Genomic DNA, 16,357 nt, shown 5'->3' with positions numbered 1-16,357 from the left:
AGCACACGAAAACGTACCGATGCAACTCGACTGCAGATTTAAGTCGATGCTTTGTTAAAAAGAGCCAGCATTAGAACCATTGGCTCGGGTCATCAACAGTGGCATTGAGGACAGGTTGCCACTGTGCATGGAGTTCTTGATAGGCTTTCTGAGATTGATCAAAAATCGCTAAACCTTGTGCAGCAAGGCGGTTGTAAGCGGTACGTTCTGCAATCCATGCCACAGGTTGTTGTTCAATTTTTTCAAAGAATTGCTGAATATCAGCATGCTGTGCACTGTTGGCTTTAGTTCGATTTGCCAATAACAAAAGATCAACCTTGGCTTTACGAATTTTTTTAATGTCTTTAATTTTCTTTAAAAAGCGGCGTGTCGCATCGATATCAAAAAAAGAAGGCTGTAATGGCGTCAAAATAGTGTCGGACTCTGCAATCAATGCATTCATTTGATTTTCATCATAAGTGCCAGGTGCATCGATAATTAAATAGTCGAAGTCTTTCGGTACATCACCAATCGATTTATGACGTCGCCAATCTAAATGGACGATGGGCGCTGCGGAATCAGGACGTTGCTTTAACCACTGCGCGGCTGATTTTTGCGGATCGGCATCGGCCAGCGCCACACGATAACCTTTGACAGACAGTGCCGAAGCCAATGTAATGGCTGTTAAAGTTTTACCGCAACCGCCTTTTTGATTGGCAACTAATATCGTTTTCATGACCCTGAATGATTTTATTCTCTATACGGCTAGCATATCATTCTTTTAATCATGACCAATGACGCAAGTGTTCGACTTCAGTCGAGTGAACTAAGACAGTAAGAAGCAGGGAAATAAAGATGTCCATATGGATGGCAATGTTGATCGGTGCATGTATTGGTGTGGTACTGACCACATTAATTTTGGGTCAATCACGAAATGGACGTATTAAAGCAGAATATGAACGCTACATTGCGGAACTTGAATTAGAGCATCAACAGGCACTCAGTGCTGCGCAAAAACGCAGTGTGAATACCAGTCGTGCGGTGCTTAAAGGCAAAATGGCAGAGCAACTTGCGCCCATTATGCCTGAATTTCAGTATTTACCGAGTGATGCCAAGTTCTTAGGTGATCCTGTCGACTATGTCGTATTTGATGGCTATACCGATTTTCGGGATGGTGAAGGCAGTGCAGATGATATTGAGGTGGTCTTAATTGATATTAAAAGTGGTGGTGCACGCTTAACCAAAGGACAGCAAGCCATTGCTCGTGCGATTAGTGAAGGCCGCGTTCGCTTTGAAACCATTCGAATTGATTTTGATGATTAAAAAATAGGGAAGAGCAGCATGGAAAAGCTTCTGATCACGGCTGCATTATTTGCGCTTGGGTTGTGGATTTGGTCGGAATATTTCCGTGCTATCCCACATCTAGAACAAGTCGGTGTACTCAAGAATTTTAATGTTGAGGTTGTCGAGCCACACAGTGGTACTTACCAGGTGGTGGATAAACGTTATTACAGTCCAGGTCAGCGTATGCTTCATCCCGCCGCACCGATGGTTTCTAGTTTTAATGATTTAGCATACTTGAGTAATATTGATGTCTTACTCGCACCAAAATCTTTAAGTCTAGGGAGCTTAAAAGGATTCGACTTTGAGCAAGATCAGCGTTGTTTTGAGGTCATTGCTCAAGACCTATCCCCTCAACAATTAAAATCGCTGATTCCGCAATTGTTAAATCTTTCTGTGATTGCAGCCACCGATGAAGTCGCTGCTCAGATTCGGCATTTAAAGTCGAAACAGACCATTCAACTTGAGGGGGATTGGGTCAAAGTGAATGCTGCGAAAACCAAGCAGCCTTATTTGGTGGGTTTTCGCCATAAAAATAATTCGCAGTGTCATCTTTTTTTAGTTCGAGATATTAAACCGCTTTAATAAGGTTTTTTAAAATGCGCTAAGAGCATCCGCTTCCCAATACTCGGAATGCCTTCAGCATCGACATAATTCAGTTTTTCGATCTCAAAACCTGTACTTAAGATGGCTGTTTCAATATCCCGATTAAGATGACATCCATCAGCAACACGTTTTTGAATAGGGGTAAGAAGATGCTGTAACCGTTGAATATTAAGATGTTCGCGGTTCAACACATGCTCCACGACATGGAACATACCACCTGGTTGTAGGACGCGATAAATTTCTTGCAGACTTTGCTCAAGTTGTTGAATGCTGCATAAAGTCCATGTCGATACGACATGTACAATGCTGTTGTCCGCTAAAGCAATGGCTTCTGCACCTGATTGAATGTGCTCAACCTGAAAAGGCGCAAGTTTGATCCGTTCCTCTGCCAATTGGAAAATTTCCATATTTGGCTCGAGCGCAAAAACGCAATCTACCCGTTGATAAAAAGCTAAATTGAGACCTGAACCAAAGCCAATTTCTAAAACTTCACCAGAAACATCCAGCAGAAGTTCACGACGTAAATCCATTAAAGACGGGGTTTGCATGACTTGGTTTAAAACATGCGGAAAAATATGTTTTTGATAGAGTTTATAAAGCATGATGTTCTAAGAATAATAAAGATATTGCATCTAGCTTAAGCATAAAAACAGCTTTTGTGAACTTCATGATTTGCACAATATTCTGCAATTTGTTACCCAATTCAACAGTTTGAATGGGCAAAAAGCATTAGTATCAATGCATGATGGTTCAAATGATATATGGAATGAATCGCAAAATGATGTTCAAAACACTGACTGTTTCTGCGCTTGTGGCATGTTTAATGATTCCGATGTATAGCCAAGCATCGATTGAGCACAATATTGCGAAAGGTTTACCTCCTGTGGCTCAAGGTCAGTCTATTTCAGTGCTAAAACCATTTAAGGGTGATTTTCGTATTTTGGGTTCAAAAGAATATCAAGATGATGAACAAGCGAAGTTTTCCCCAATTGATTATGCTGTGAGTTGGGGCTTATTTGCAGAGCCTGAAATTGCCCGTCATATTACGGTGAATCAATATGACCGCTTTTTAAATTGGAAAATGGACCGTGTCCCTGTTCCTAAAGAACAGGCTATGCAGATGGTTTCAAATATGCATATCATCCCTGCCAATCCACAAATTGCCAAAGCCATTAAAAATGTCCAACGTGGTGATTTAGTGCGTTTGAAAGGTGAATTAGTTGAAGTCAAAGATAAAGATATGGTCTGGACATCATCATTAACACCGACCGATATTGGTGATGGTGCGTGTGAAGTATTCCGTGTCAATTCAATCCAATGGATTGAGAAAGTTTCACGCAGTTAATCTTGCCGTTCAAATTCTAAAAAAACCGCTCAAATGAGCGGTTTTTTTAGAATTTGACATTATTTAGCAATAAGAGCCGTGCCTTCAAATTCGATGCCATCCCAGCCATTAATCATAAATTGACGAATGTTTTGATGGTCAGTTGCATCAGGTGTTGCCAGTACAGCAGCATAATGTTCAGCAAATAAACTTAAGGTCTGTGCTTGATCTAACCCATTTAATTTAGCAAAAGAAAAAACTTTAGCACTGCCTTGGTTTTCAGTTGCAGCATTGTGTTGTAAACCATTTTTAAACGCTGTTGGCGTATGTGTATATGCAGCATCGATGTGTGCAATCACATCGCTAAATTTTGCTTCGCCTGCTGCCAATTGTGCTAAAAGTTCTTGTGCCATGATGTATTCAACCTTGAGATCATTGAGTTCCAATGGCGATGAATATACCAATTTTTTCTAGAACTTCCATGGTAATTCATAAAATTTAGGTTCAAGATATTGTCTAAACTATCCACAGAATCGAGCAAAACTGTGGATAAATTAAACGTTATACACAAGGTAAGAGTATTGAATGATGAATTGGCTATTGGTCGCAATGGGTGGGGCAATTGGAGCAAGTTTGCGTTACGGTGCAGGACTATTGTTACTGAAACCACATCTGCAATTTCCGTGGCCAACATGGTGGATCAATATTATCGGTTGTGCATGTGCAGGGATATTTTTCGCATTCAGTCAGAAATTTCCGGTCTTACAACAAGAGGCGCGCCTGTTTTTGATGGTCGGCATTTTAGGTGGGTTTACCACATTTTCGAGTTTTGGTTTAGAAACGTTTCAATTGCTGCGACAAGGTCACTCTGGTCTTGCGCTCAGTTATGTATTGAGTAGTGTAGTGGTTGGTGTCATCGCGCTGATTGTTGCTTATATGTTGTGTCGATTGGTTTTACGCTAAAAAAGAAGCCCAAGCTGGAGGATAAGGCTTGGGCTTTCAATAGATTTATCTTAAGCCATAAAACTTGGCTAAATATGGATTTATCGTGAGCGATTGAAACGAGCAAAGCGTTTATTGAAACTTGCCACACGTCCTTCATTACTGGTTTGACGTTGTTCACCCGTATAGAACGGATGCGAAGCACTGGAAATATCTAAACTGATATATGGATAAGTCTTGCCTTCATATTCACGCGTTTGTGTTGAATTTAAAGTACTTCCAATTACGAAATACACATCGGCATTGGTGTCATGGAACAATACTTCACGGTATTCAGGATGAATATTTGCACGCATGTTACAGCCCTCATTCAAATTAATCTTTTATGTAATGTTATAATATAACAATAACTCAATCAATAAAACCCAGTAACTTTATGTAACTGGGTTTAGGGTGCTTTGGGTTATTTATGACCGTAGAGGCACCAATTCTTCAAACACATCGCTTAAGTCATCGTCCACTTTTAAGTGGATTAGATTCCAATAATGTCCAGAGATCGTACGGTTGACCATGAGGGTATCAGGGGAGGGTTTAAAAACATCCCAATATTTTAATGAGGGTTTAATTAATTCAACGCCGTCATGGTGGGCTGAGTTTTCTGCAAAATCATAAGGACCGCTTAAAGGACGTAAGAGAACCTCTAGCCATTGTTCGTATAACTCAGTTGGGAATTTGCCCAGCTCGGTCAGTGAATGCAGTGAATCTAACTCTTTTTCAATATTGGCAATGTCATGTTCACGGGCTGCATGAATCAGTGCTTTAAATGAAGCGACGACATCGGTCGATAAGGTTTTTACGCCACCGAAGTCATAAATGATCACGGTGCCATCTTCGCGAAATGCAAAATTACCCGGATGAGGGTCGCAGTGGAAACGTTTTAGATAAAAGATTTCCTGACCAATTGCGCGAAGCAAACGACGACCTAAATCATTGCGCACTTCAACGGGCCATGTGCTGGCAGTTTCAATACTGTTACCTTGTTCTAGGCTTAAAGTTAAAATATGGCGTGATGAGTAATCATTAAAGACTTTTGGAATCACAATTTTGGAATCCAATGCTTCATGGAAGGCACGTGCTACTTCTAGATTTTGTGCTTCAACTTCGTAGTTAAGCTCATCATCCAAACTTTGCTGAATTTCTTTAAACAGTTGATCCTGAAGTTTACGATCAATTTTCAGTACGCCCATTAAGCGTAAAGCCAAACGTACTTGTTTTAGATCACTTTCACAAGCTTCATCGACTCCAGGATATTGCACCTTCACGACGACATTTTGCCCGTTGGGTAAGGTCGCTTTATGTACCTGTCCAATTGAGGCTGCAGCGAAAGGCTGTTCTTCAAAATGCTTAAAGCTTTCACTGAGGGGTTTACCCAGTTCTTTTTCAACTTGGGCTTTGATCTGAGAAAAAGGCATTGGTGGTGCTTGGCGTTGCAGCTTTGCGATGGCACGAGCCACTTCAGGCGGAAAAATATCTTTATATTGTGAAGCAATTTGACCGACTTTCATCACAGCACCTTTCATTTCACCTAAGGTGTCTGCAATTTGAAGTCCGATATCTTGGAACAAACGGCTGCGTGAGGCATTTTTCTGTTCTTCATCGGCAGTGATATTCTTAATTGAATTCGATAAGGTTTTTGTTGCAATACTTGCGGTCATGCCAGCAAGCTTCATAAAGCGGCGACCGGGTGTACTAGCCGATTTAGCCATGCGAAAGTCCTTCAGATCAGCAGCGATGTGTTGTCTTTGATCATAGGCGACAAGTTCAATCTTGCCTAGAATTAATTGTTGCCGTTATGTGTCAAGTGCAAAGCTTTCTTCATATTTTCTCCGTATATCTTGTTTTAATTTGCTTAGTCACGTTAAAAAATAATTATTCTGCAGGAATTTGCAGATAAGGATTAAAATAATCCCGATATTTAAAAATGGTTCTGAGATGAAAATTTATCGTTACTTTACTGGCAAAGATGATGTTCACTTTTGCGCCCGAGTGACTAAGGCATTAAATGACGGCTATGAGTTATATGGTGCGCCTACCATGACGTTTAATGGCACTGATGTCATTGTTGGACAGGTCGTGATTAAAGATGTTGCGGATGAGTCAGAAGTGCCTCAAGGCTTAAAGGCTGCAATGGATGCACAAGCTTAAAGACGAGAATCTTGAAACTGTCTTTAAGCTTGATACTTTTTAATTGTTGTTACGCTTAGCTTTGTTGGCTGAGCTTCTTATTATTTAAATACAGACGTGTGATCAGCAATACACAAGCGACAGATAAGCCGACAATCAAACCGATCCAAACGCCTGCTGCACCCATTTCAGTAAAGCGTGATAGATAAACACCGATCGGGAAGGCAATGACCCAATAGGCAATCATGGTAATCCACATTGGTGCTTTGGTATCTTGCATACCGCGAAGGCAACCCGCTGCACTGACTTGCCAGCCATCCATAAGTTGATAAGCAATCGCATAGAATACTAAGGCAACGGCAATCTGTGTCACGAAGACATCTGAGGTATATAGCGCAACAATTTCATAGCGGAAGAAGAACAACAACAGCATAGTCATACAAGCCAGCAAAGTTGCTGTCGCTAAACCGACCCATTGCACCTTACGCATATTTGCCCAGTTCTTTTCACCATAATAGGTGCCGACTCGAATAGTGAGTGCAATCGCCAGTGACATCGGAATCATAAATAACTGCGTAGTGACCGAAATCGCAATTTGATGTGCCGCAATGGTAATTTCACCGAGTGGACTAAGTACAATTGCAGCAGTACTGAAAATACTCACTTCAAAGAAAATGGCTAAACCGATCGGTAGTCCCAATTTTAAAATGCGTCTGATCCACAGCGAATGTAAGCTTTCCCATTGGGTAAAAGGTTGGGTTGCACGGTAACGATTATTTTTAAAAATATAAGCTGCAAGTGCAAAAAGCATTAACCATTGTAGGATGGCGGTCGCAAAACCGCAGCCAGCACTACCTAATGCAGGAATTGGGCCCATGCCATACATAAAAATAAAGTTAAGCGGAATTAAAACCAATAGTGCAACAAGACTCAGTGCGGTCACAGGACGTGGATAACCAATGGCTTCAGAGTAACCGCGTAATGCAGCATACATGGTCACAGCGGGCATACCAAAACCAATCGCATGTAGGAATAGACCTGCTTTCGATTGTAATGCTTCAGGAACACCAAACACAGGAAGCAATAACGGCATGGCTTGCAGAATCAATGCTGCAATAATGCCAAGAAAGAGCGCGACCCATAAAGATTGCCGAGTAATGGTGGCAATTTTTTCCGGTGTACGTGCACCGTTGGCTTCAGCTACCAATGGTGTCGTTGCAATCATGATGCCACTAAAGAGCACCATAATCGGCACCCAAAGTCCGACACCGACCGCAATTGCAGCCAAATCATTGGCAGACAAATGACCTGCCATAATGGTATCAATCAGACCAAATCCTGCTTGCGCAAACTGCGTAATCAGGATGGGAATCATTAGGGTAAAGAGTTTCTTTATTTCAAAACTGGTTGTAGTTACAGCCATTGTAGAAGACACAAAAATTACTCATGTTCATCATGTGCTTAGAGAAAGGTTTAGCGTTGTAGAGTGAGAAGCACACCTATAAAAATCACCACGCCACCCAAAAAACGTTGCCAGTTTATCGGCATTTTTTCATTGCCCAATAAACCCAGCTGATCGACAATCATGGACATCAGAATTTGACCAAAAATCACCATGCCGGACAACGTCAAAAAGCCAAGCTTTGGTGCTGCGTAAATACTGACGCTAATGGCATAAACACCCAAGCATCCACCTAGCCATAAATACCAAGGCATAGACAAAAGCTGACTTAAATTAGGTTTTTCAGTATTTTGAAAACACACCATGATTGCCAGCACTATTGTACCAACCAAAAATGATAAAAGCGCGGCCTGTAGAGGAGAATATAAATAGACCCTTAATTGGGTATTAATCGCTGTTTGGAAGGTTAGGACAATACCAATCAGCAGTGAAAGTGGTAGGAAGATTAATAACTCTGAAGATATTTTCATACTCTGAATTTTATTTTTATAACGTCATCACAAGCTTAGCCTATAGCTGCAGAGAATTCATAAGTAGTTTGATGTGGTCATGTTAGAATTAATTATTCTTCGTAAATTTATTTTGAGCGTTGTCCTTGTCCGATTTAAACCCTGCCAATATTCCTTTGTCTTTGTACATTCATATGCCGTGGTGTGTGCGTAAGTGTCCGTATTGTGACTTTAACTCGCATGCCGTACCCGATGGCAAGCTATCACTCGATTTGGAACAGGAATATTTACAGGCATTGGTTGAGGACTTCAAAACACAACTCGATTTTGCTCAAGGTCGAGAGATTCATAGTGTTTTCATTGGCGGAGGCACGCCATCTTTAATTTCGGCTCAAGGGTATCAGTGGCTCTTTACTGAGTTAAAAGCATTGTTACCTTTTGAGCAGGATTGCGAAATTACCCTTGAAGCCAATCCCGGTACTGTAGAACATGATCCATTTGCAGGTTATTTGGTAGCAGGGATTAATCGTCTATCGCTTGGGGTGCAAAGTTTTAATACTGAACACTTAAAAAAGCTTGGCCGTATTCATAGTAATGAAGATGCGATCTCCGCCATTGCACATGCGCGCGAAGCAGGATTTAAGCGGATTAATGTTGATTTAATGCATGGTCTGCCTGAACAGACCTTAGAGCAGGGCTTGCTCGATTTGAAATTGGCGGTGGAAAATGGCGCAACCCATATTTCATGGTATCAACTCACCATTGAACCCAATACCGTTTTCTTCCGTACCAAGCCTATTTTGCCTACAGATGAAGTTTTAGAAGCAATTCAGGAACAAGGCGAAGCCTATTTAATTGAGCAGGGCTTTATCAATTATGAAGTGTCTGCATGGCGTAAAGAGAAACCATCGGCACATAATTTAAATTACTGGCAATTTGGTGACTATTTGGCTATTGGGGCAGGGGCACATGGTAAAGTTACTTTGCCTGATGGTGTGTATCGTTATCAAAAAACTCGCTTACCCAGAGACTATTTGGCAAAAGTCCCCGCTGAACATTTGCAGTTTAAGCGCATTGAAGCTGAGGATATGCCATTTGAGTTTATGATGAATGCCCTGCGTTTAAATACTGGGGTAGAGGCAAAGTTATATGTAGAGCGTACAGGGATTGAACTCAACACTTTGTCTACACTCTTAAATTCTTTGCGTGAGCGTAAATTGATGTTAGATGACGAGCAACGTCTTGCCTGTACCGAGCAGGGGCATATTTTCTTAAATTCTGTTTTAGAAGAATTCTTATAAACGAGACATAAAAAAGAGCGCTGATGCGCTCTTTTTTATTGTTGATTAACGATGATGTTTGTCTGTTTTATGGAAGAAGCTGTGATGTGGCTTCTTATCAAAGCGATCATGTTTGTTATGTTTATTAAAATGCGGTTTTGGTGGTGCTTTATGGAACACTTTATGTGGCGCTGGCTTTTTATCAAAATGTGCAGCATGAGCTGGTTGCTTATGATCAAAGTGTGGTGCAGCCATTGCAGAGATTGATGCTGTTGTTGCAATAAGACCAATCATAAGAGAAGAAATCAATTTTTTCATGGTAATGCTCTGTGTTATTCAATGACTTAAGCATAGTGTGCAGCAATGGAGAGACTATGAAGTCCTTATGCTATCAATTGTAAATTTAAAAAAAATCTTTTTAAGTAGATTTAAGTATTTAATAAATAATATTAATTATAAAATTTTGAATTATATTTAGACAAAAATAGGATAGGCTTTAAACAGATATTCTTCTTATTTTCTTCATGTTTTACAGTTCTGAATCAATTTTTAAAGATTGTTCAAATGGACTGATGAGATTTCATCAGGCACAAAAAAAGCACTCAACAGAGTGCTTTTTTATCTAGCGTCAATGCAACAAATTAGATTGCAGTGATGTTAGTCGCTGTAGGGCCTTTTTGACCTTGAGCAACGCTGAAAGAAACCTTTTGGCCTTCAGCTAAAGTTTTGAAACCTGAACCTTGGATTTCGCTGAAGTGAGCGAAAACATCTGGACCGTTGTCTTGTTGAATGAAACCGAAACCTTTAGTTTCGTTAAACCATTTTACTGTACCAGTAACTGTATTAGACATAGTGTAACCTATAGAGTTTTATATTGATTCATAGCCAAGCTTGAAGATGACTAAACTGTAACTTTGAAAAATAAAAAGGATGGAGCTTTTGATCTATAAAAAACGAAGGTTTATGACTAAAACTGCGATACTTAAAGAAGACTTACCAAAACAAGAATTTTTCTAGTTGCATTCATCATACCCTGAATTCGGAATTATTCAAGAATATTATGCGCATTATTTTATATGCATTTGAAATATAGACACGCATATTCAAATCCCAAGTGCAACACATTTGTAGTTAGTTGAAAAAGTTAGGTGTATTCATAGAATCATTAGACTTTTTCAACTCGCAATTGGAAAGCACACAATGAAGAAATACACCCAACTTTCTCAAGATGAAAGATACGAAATTTATGCTACTTTGAAAAGTAAAAGTTCAATTGCTACCCTTGCTCGGGAGTTAGGACGTTCACGATCAACCATCTACCGTGAAATAAAAAGAAATACTGGGCAACGTGGATATAGAGCTCAACAGGCAGCTAAATTTGCAAGTCAAAGACGGTACCGTCCTTCATCATCAATGACAGCATTTGCCTTCGCTTATATTGATTATTTGATTGGTTTGGACTGGTCACCAGAACAAATTTCAGGTGCTTTAACACAACGCGGTTGGCTGGATGTACCTTCACATGAGTGGATTTACCAGTACATTTATCAAGATAAATCACAAGGAGGTAAACTCCATCTACACTTAAGGCATCAGAAGAAATATCGAAAACGCGGTTACAAAAACACGGATCGTAGGGGGCAAATCATTGATAAAACAAGTATTCACTGCAGAGACCAGGTCATTGATCAACGACAACGTTTAGGAGATTTCGAAGGTGACACGGTGATTGGTAAACATCATAAAGGTGCTTTATTGACACTCGTTGATCGAAAGAGCCTGTATGTACATATTGTTCATTTAGGGCCAACGAGAGCATCCTCTCAAACGATTACTTGTGCATTAGATCGTTTACAAATGAGCCATGCTTATAGTGTGACATTTGATAATGGCAAAGAATTTTCCGAACACAAAAGAATTACTGATGCTGGGATAGAGACGTATTTTGCTGATCCTTACAAGTCTATTCAGCGAGCTAGAAATGAAAATACGAATGGTTTAATCCGTCAATATCTGCCAAAATCATCATCGTTTGATGATGTGTCAAACGAACAAATAGAGCAGATAGAATTTGCACTCAACCATCGTCCTAGAAAAACACTAGGTTGGTATACACCGAGTGAAGTTATGGCTGGTTTTTATACTGTTGCACTTGCCGTTTGAATCCGCCACATTTAAAAAATAGAAAATGAGTGATTAAAGAATAAGCAAACTTGAAATTTATCATCTTAAAAAAATAAAGAGCACCGAAGTGCTCTCTATTTAATGCTAACTTTTTGAATTAATAGTCAAAACTAAAATGTTCAGCAGCAAGAGAAGTCATGGTCTTAGATGGATTCACCATTGCTTCAGCATGACCTTGTGCACGTGGCAACATGCGTTCGAAGTAGAAGTCCGCTGTTTTGATTTTCGCTTTATAGAATTCAGGGACTTCAGCACCATCACCTGATGCCAATTTTGCAGATGCAACGGCTGCTTGTTGAGCCCAGAAGTAAGCCATCATCACGTAACCTGAGAACATCAAGAAATCAACAGAAGCAGATGACACGATGTCACGGTCTTTACGTGCAGCAAGCATAATACGTACAGTTAAAGCATTCCACTGTGCACATAGCTTAGTTAAGTCCCATGCAAAACGGCGCATGTATTTGTTACGTGCGTGCTGACCACAGAACTTCAAGATTTCAGCGGTATAGTCACGAATCACTTTACCTTTAGAGGTTAGTAAAACTTTACGACCGATCAAATCCAGTGCTTGTACACCAGTTGTTCCTTCGTAAAGAGTAGAGATACGTGAGTCACGTACGATTTGCTCCATACCCCATTCTTTAATATAGCCATGACCACCATACACTTGCATACCATGGTTTGCTGCTTCATAACCCATTTCAGTCAAGAAGCCTTTTAGAATTGGTGTATAGAAGCCTAAATGATCATCGTGCTGTTCAAACTCTGCGGTATCACCACGAAGTAGGGCATCCGTCATTTTATCTGCGATTTGCGCGGCATAATAAATCATTGAGCGACCACCTTCAGCGATGGCTTTTTGTGTCAATAACATACGACGTACGTCAGCATGGTGAATGATGGCATCAGCCACTTTTTCAGGGTCTTTTTTACCTGAAAGCGCACGCATCGACATACGTTCTTTGGCATAAGGCAATGCACCTTGGAATGCCAATTCTGCATGACAGATACCTTGAATTGCTGTACCAATACGCGCTGTGTTCATAAAGGTAAACATTGCGTGTAAACCTTTATGTTTTTCACCAATGAGGTAACCAACAGCATTATCAAAGTTTAATACTGCTGTCGCAGAGGCACGGATCCCCATTTTGTGCTCGATTGAACCACAATTTACAGGGTTACGTTCACCGATGCTGCCATCTGTATTGGCAATAAACTTAGGTACGATGAAGAGTGAAATACCACGTGTACCTACTGGCGCATCTGGAAGACGTGCAAGCACGATATGGATGATATTTTCAGTTAAATCATGTTCACCTGCAGAGATGAAGATTTTTGTACCAGAAATTGAGTAGGTACCATCTGCATTCGGTTCAGCTTTGGTTTTGACCTGACCCAAGTCAGTACCACATTGTGGTTCAGTCAAACACATCGTACCTGACCATGTACCTGCAACGAGATGAGGAAGATAAAGATTCTTTTGCTCATCTGAACCGAATTGAATGATGGTGTTGATACAGCCAACACTCAAACCAGGATACATTTGGAATGACCAGTTAGCCGTACCCATCATTTCAGACTTAACAAGGTTCAATGATTGAGGCAGATTCTGACCACCAAATTCTTCAGGATAAGATAAACCTTGCCAACCACCTTGTACGAACTGGTCGTATGCTTCTTTAAAGCCTTTCGGTGTAGTGACTTCGCCGTCTTTAAAATGACAGCCTTCTTCATCACCACTTTGATTTAAAGGTGAGAGAACATTTTCACAGAAATCTGCCGCACCTTCTAAAATCATATCTACTGTATCTGGATCAGCATTTTCACCATTTGACAGTTTTTGATAGTGAGCAGGGTAATCAAGCACTTCGTTCATTAAGAAGCGAATGTCATGTAAAGGGGCTTTATAAGCTGGCATGCGTTTAATCCTGATTAAAATAGTATTGGATTATCTGTATCGATTCTTTGATTATTCACATTGCGCTGTAAAAAACATTGATAAGGTGAGCCATTTAAAATGTCAGAAAGGCGAATTGAAAGTTTTATTAGTATTCGCAAAAACAATGTGAAAAGAATTCCATCAAACCCAAATTAAAATTATAAAAGTATCGTTGTGATCATTATTTAGCGTTAAAGATGAATTTTATACAAGTTAAATTTTGTGTGAATAATAAACAGATGTCGAATTTTATCGGTATAAAATTTTACGTCAAAAAAACCAATAGGATATTTTAAGTGTCATTCAAAGAAACAAAAGCCGCATTATGCGGCTTTTAAAATTCACTGTCTTAAATCTTAGAGAAAATCTTTTAGGTTTGGTTTAACGCCATTCCAAATTCTAAAGGACTCAATCGCTTGACCCACAAGCATGCCATAGCCCTCAGATGTCGGAATATTGCGTGCTTGGGCTTGATCAATAAAACTCGATGGTTTGCCATAGGCCATTTCGTAGGCATGTGTAAACTGTAAGCTTTCTGGTAAAACCAGTACATCGCCACTTAAACTTGCAGACGTCGCATTAATCACTAAATCAAATTCACCCGCGAGATCATTCAGTGAAATCGCTGCAAGTTCCGCTTGTGGAACAGCATCGCGTAGATCTGCAACCAACTGTTCAGCACGCGCTAAAGTGCGATTGGCAATCACAATTTTTTTTGCACCTGCTTGTACCAATGGATAAATGACGCCGCGTGTTGCACCGCCTGCACCAATGATCAAAATATCTGTATTGTTTAATGACCAGTCGAGTGCATGAATGGCATCGACCAAACCTTGTCCATCGGTGTTGTCACCATGCAATACACCATCTTCCACCCACAGCGTATTGACTGCTTTGGCAATCTGAGCACGTTCAGTCAAGACTTGGCATTTCGCAAAGGCTTGTTCTTTAAATGGCACAGTGACATTCATACCAATGCCGCCATGAGAGAAGAAATCTTCGACACTCGCATCAAAACCATCAAGTGGGGCAAGGCGCTTGCTATAGGTTAAATCAATTCCAGTTTTGGCTGCGAACGCATGATGAAGTTCAGGGGAGCGTGATTGCTCAATGGGATTGCCAATAACTGCGAATTGTTTACTCATAGCCGAGATCCGAGTGTTGAAATTTTGGCAATACTATACGGCAAAATATAGATCGGCTAAAGCCTACAATAAAATGAAAAGCTCAAATATTCTATGGGTTACAGATATTATAAATACCTTCTAAAAGGCGAAGTGAGCCATAGATGACTAAGCCGATAGAACTCATCACAATCATGAGTGTACCAAGACTGTCGTTTAAGATCGTTTCACTAAAGATGACTGTGCTAATTGAGCTAAGTAGGGCAATGGCCAAGGTCCAAAATAAAATTGGACGACTGCTAATTTTTTGTTGATTCATGTCTTAATCCTTGTTCAGTACAGGTAATGAATAGAGCGATTTCGTTCACTACGTGCATGATTAAAAAATCTGACATCTATTTCTAAAAACAGTATGCAGCAAAAAAATCGAGAAGTCTTTTTTATTTAAAAAAACCTCACAAAGTGAGGCTTTTTTTAGGATTATTTTTTAAGTTCAGTTAACCAATCGTGTGGTTTTAGATAATAGTCGGTTAATCGTTTTTCAGCAGAACCTTCTTCCCATTCAGGGCGATAACGCCATCCGGTCAATGGCGGCAGACTGACTAAGATTGATTCAATCCGACCACCCGTTTGTAAACCAAATAATGTACCTCGGTCATATACCAAGTTATATTCAACATAACGACCACGACGGTAAAGTTGGAACTCACGCTGTTCATCGCTATACGGCTTGTCTTGATTGCGCTTAAAGATCGGGAGAATTGCCTCTAAGTAACCATTCCCTACGGCTTGCATATATTGAAAGCACGTTTCGAAGTCCCATTGGTTTAAATCATCAAAGAATAAACCACCCACACCACGCTGTTCATCACGATGCTTTAAATAGAAATAATCATCACACCATTTTTTATGTTCTGCATAAATCTGTTCGCCAAACGGTGCACATAAATCATGTGCTGTTTGATGCCAAGACAGCACGTCTTCGTCATTTGGATAAAATGGCGTTAAATCAAAGCCACCTCCAAACCACCAAATTGGGTCTTGACCTTCTTTTTCCGCCACAAATAAACGCACGTTGGCGTGTGATGTTGGCACGTTTGGGTTCTTTGGATGAATCACCAGGGAGACACCCATCGCTTGTGCTTTGGCGCCAGCAATTTGCGGATGGCGTGCAGTTGCAGACGCAGGTAGTTTTGAAATATCGATGTGTGAGAACATCACACCGCCTTTTTCAATCACGGTGCCATTTTCAAGGACACGTGAGCGACCACCCCCACCTTCAGGTCGTTGCCATTCATCAATCTCAAATTGTGCCTGTCCACCACCGAGTTGTTCTTGTTGTTCGAGTGCTGCACAAATGCGTGCTTGAAGATCGGTGAGATAATCGCGAACACGTTGAATATCCGCTGAGTTTGGATGCTGCATAACAGTCCTCATAGAGGAAAATAAAATATGTCACATCAAAGCATAAATTACATAAAAAATTAAGGTGTATTTCTCAATCAAGCTTATTGGGAAAATAGAGAATACCTTGTGTCAT

At 40.3% G+C, this 16,357-nt stretch carries 20 protein-coding genes; 7 read left to right on the top strand and 13 right to left on the bottom strand.

What is annotated here, in order from left to right; translation table 11 throughout:
- Positions 1 to 70: 70 nt before the first annotated feature.
- A complete protein-coding gene (locus A3K93_RS10780) occupies positions 71 to 715 on the bottom strand; it encodes a ParA family protein (protein WP_067731229.1) in 645 nt (214 codons plus the stop codon).
- A gap of 119 nt (positions 716 to 834) precedes the next feature.
- Here A3K93_RS10780 and A3K93_RS10775 point away from each other — a divergent pair, with 119 nt between their 5' ends.
- Together A3K93_RS10775 and A3K93_RS10770 are read left to right on the top strand one after the other, a co-directional pair.
- Positions 835 to 1,302: a Holliday junction resolvase-like protein gene (locus A3K93_RS10775; protein WP_067731228.1), complete on the top strand. Its 468-nt coding sequence runs from the start codon at positions 835 to 837 to the stop codon at positions 1,300 to 1,302.
- An 18-nt stretch (positions 1,303 to 1,320) separates the two neighbouring features.
- Positions 1,321 to 1,905, top strand: a complete 585-nt coding sequence (locus tag A3K93_RS10770; protein WP_067731227.1) for a hypothetical protein — start codon at positions 1,321 to 1,323, stop codon at positions 1,903 to 1,905.
- Here A3K93_RS10770 and A3K93_RS10765 read toward each other — a convergent pair.
- A complete protein-coding gene (locus tag A3K93_RS10765; protein WP_067731226.1) occupies positions 1,902 to 2,528 on the bottom strand; it encodes a class I SAM-dependent methyltransferase in 627 nt (208 codons plus the stop codon). The two genes, A3K93_RS10770 and A3K93_RS10765, sit on opposite strands and share 4 nt — an antisense overlap.
- A 221-nt stretch (positions 2,529 to 2,749) precedes the next feature.
- Between A3K93_RS10765 and A3K93_RS10760 the strand changes: the two genes are divergently transcribed.
- On the top strand, positions 2,750 to 3,271 hold the full coding sequence (locus A3K93_RS10760) for a hypothetical protein (protein ID WP_442855659.1): 522 nt from the start codon (positions 2,750 to 2,752) through the stop codon (positions 3,269 to 3,271).
- Between the two features lie 59 nt (positions 3,272 to 3,330).
- Here the strand turns inward: A3K93_RS10760 and A3K93_RS10755 are convergent, their stop codons facing one another.
- On the bottom strand, positions 3,331 to 3,663 hold the full coding sequence (locus A3K93_RS10755; RefSeq protein WP_067731225.1) for a HopJ type III effector protein: 333 nt from the start codon (positions 3,661 to 3,663) through the stop codon (positions 3,331 to 3,333).
- A gap of 175 nt (positions 3,664 to 3,838) precedes the next feature.
- Between A3K93_RS10755 and crcB the strand changes: the two genes are divergently transcribed.
- Positions 3,839 to 4,213, top strand: a complete 375-nt coding sequence (gene crcB, locus A3K93_RS10750) for a fluoride efflux transporter CrcB (protein ID WP_067731729.1) — start codon at positions 3,839 to 3,841, stop codon at positions 4,211 to 4,213.
- An 80-nt stretch (positions 4,214 to 4,293) separates the two neighbouring features.
- Here crcB and A3K93_RS10745 read toward each other — a convergent pair whose 3' ends face one another.
- Entirely contained in the window at positions 4,294 to 4,548 is a 255-nt protein-coding gene (locus A3K93_RS10745; RefSeq protein ID WP_067731224.1) for a type B 50S ribosomal protein L31, read from the bottom strand.
- A gap of 111 nt (positions 4,549 to 4,659) precedes the next feature.
- Positions 4,660 to 5,958, bottom strand: coding sequence for an ABC1 kinase family protein (locus A3K93_RS10740; protein WP_067731223.1), 1,299 nt, complete (start codon positions 5,956 to 5,958; stop codon positions 4,660 to 4,662).
- A gap of 226 nt (positions 5,959 to 6,184) precedes the next feature.
- On the opposite strand from A3K93_RS10740, the gene A3K93_RS10735 reads away from it, so the two are divergent.
- Complete coding sequence (locus tag A3K93_RS10735) at positions 6,185 to 6,397, top strand: DUF1737 domain-containing protein (protein ID WP_067731222.1); 213 nt, start codon at positions 6,185 to 6,187, stop codon at positions 6,395 to 6,397.
- 55 nt (positions 6,398 to 6,452) lie between these two features.
- Here the strand turns inward: A3K93_RS10735 and A3K93_RS10730 are convergent, their stop codons facing one another.
- Together A3K93_RS10730 and A3K93_RS10725 are read right to left on the bottom strand one after the other, a co-directional pair.
- A complete protein-coding gene (locus tag A3K93_RS10730) occupies positions 6,453 to 7,799 on the bottom strand; it encodes an MATE family efflux transporter (RefSeq protein ID WP_171255109.1) in 1,347 nt (448 codons plus the stop codon).
- Positions 7,800 to 7,849: 50 nt separating this feature from the next.
- Complete coding sequence (locus A3K93_RS10725) at positions 7,850 to 8,308, bottom strand: DMT family transporter (protein ID WP_067731220.1); 459 nt, start codon at positions 8,306 to 8,308, stop codon at positions 7,850 to 7,852.
- A 125-nt stretch (positions 8,309 to 8,433) separates the two neighbouring features.
- Here A3K93_RS10725 and hemW point away from each other — a divergent pair, with 125 nt between their 5' ends.
- Positions 8,434 to 9,588 carry a radical SAM family heme chaperone HemW gene (gene hemW, locus A3K93_RS10720; protein ID WP_067731219.1) on the top strand — a complete coding sequence of 385 codons (1,155 nt, stop codon included), beginning with the start codon at positions 8,434 to 8,436 and terminating at the stop codon, positions 9,586 to 9,588.
- Positions 9,589 to 9,633: 45 nt separating this feature from the next.
- Here the strand turns inward: hemW and A3K93_RS10715 are convergent, their stop codons facing one another.
- Positions 9,634 to 9,885, bottom strand: coding sequence for a hypothetical protein (locus A3K93_RS10715; protein ID WP_067731218.1), 252 nt, complete (start codon positions 9,883 to 9,885; stop codon positions 9,634 to 9,636).
- 323 nt (positions 9,886 to 10,208) lie between these two features.
- Entirely contained in the window at positions 10,209 to 10,418 is a 210-nt protein-coding gene (locus tag A3K93_RS10710; protein WP_004786992.1) for a cold-shock protein, read from the bottom strand.
- A 349-nt stretch (positions 10,419 to 10,767) separates the two neighbouring features.
- On the opposite strand from A3K93_RS10710, the gene A3K93_RS10705 reads away from it, so the two are divergent.
- A complete protein-coding gene (locus tag A3K93_RS10705) occupies positions 10,768 to 11,730 on the top strand; it encodes an IS30 family transposase (protein WP_067729673.1) in 963 nt (320 codons plus the stop codon).
- A gap of 118 nt (positions 11,731 to 11,848) precedes the next feature.
- On the opposite strand, the gene A3K93_RS10700 is transcribed toward A3K93_RS10705, so the two are convergent.
- The 4 genes from A3K93_RS10700 to hemF all read right to left on the bottom strand — a co-directional run bounded on the left by A3K93_RS10700 (position 11,849) and on the right by hemF (position 16,242).
- Complete coding sequence (locus A3K93_RS10700; protein WP_067731217.1) at positions 11,849 to 13,672, bottom strand: acyl-CoA dehydrogenase C-terminal domain-containing protein; 1,824 nt, start codon at positions 13,670 to 13,672, stop codon at positions 11,849 to 11,851.
- 377 nt (positions 13,673 to 14,049) lie between these two features.
- Positions 14,050 to 14,838 (bottom strand): shikimate dehydrogenase, encoded by a 789-nt coding sequence (gene aroE, locus A3K93_RS10695; RefSeq protein WP_067731216.1) that lies wholly within the window; start codon positions 14,836 to 14,838, stop codon positions 14,050 to 14,052.
- A 91-nt stretch (positions 14,839 to 14,929) separates the two neighbouring features.
- Complete coding sequence (locus tag A3K93_RS10690) at positions 14,930 to 15,136, bottom strand: hypothetical protein (protein ID WP_067731215.1); 207 nt, start codon at positions 15,134 to 15,136, stop codon at positions 14,930 to 14,932.
- Positions 15,137 to 15,297: 161 nt separating this feature from the next.
- On the bottom strand, positions 15,298 to 16,242 hold the full coding sequence (gene hemF / locus A3K93_RS10685) for an oxygen-dependent coproporphyrinogen oxidase (RefSeq protein ID WP_067731214.1): 945 nt from the start codon (positions 16,240 to 16,242) through the stop codon (positions 15,298 to 15,300).
- Between the last annotated feature and the right edge of the window lie 115 nt (positions 16,243 to 16,357).

This window comes from Acinetobacter sp. NCu2D-2 (assembly GCF_001647675.1).
Lineage (GTDB): Bacteria > Pseudomonadota > Gammaproteobacteria > Pseudomonadales > Moraxellaceae > Acinetobacter.
The sequence above is the reverse complement of the archived record's forward strand: the minus strand, read 5'-3'. Positions and strand labels throughout refer to the sequence as shown.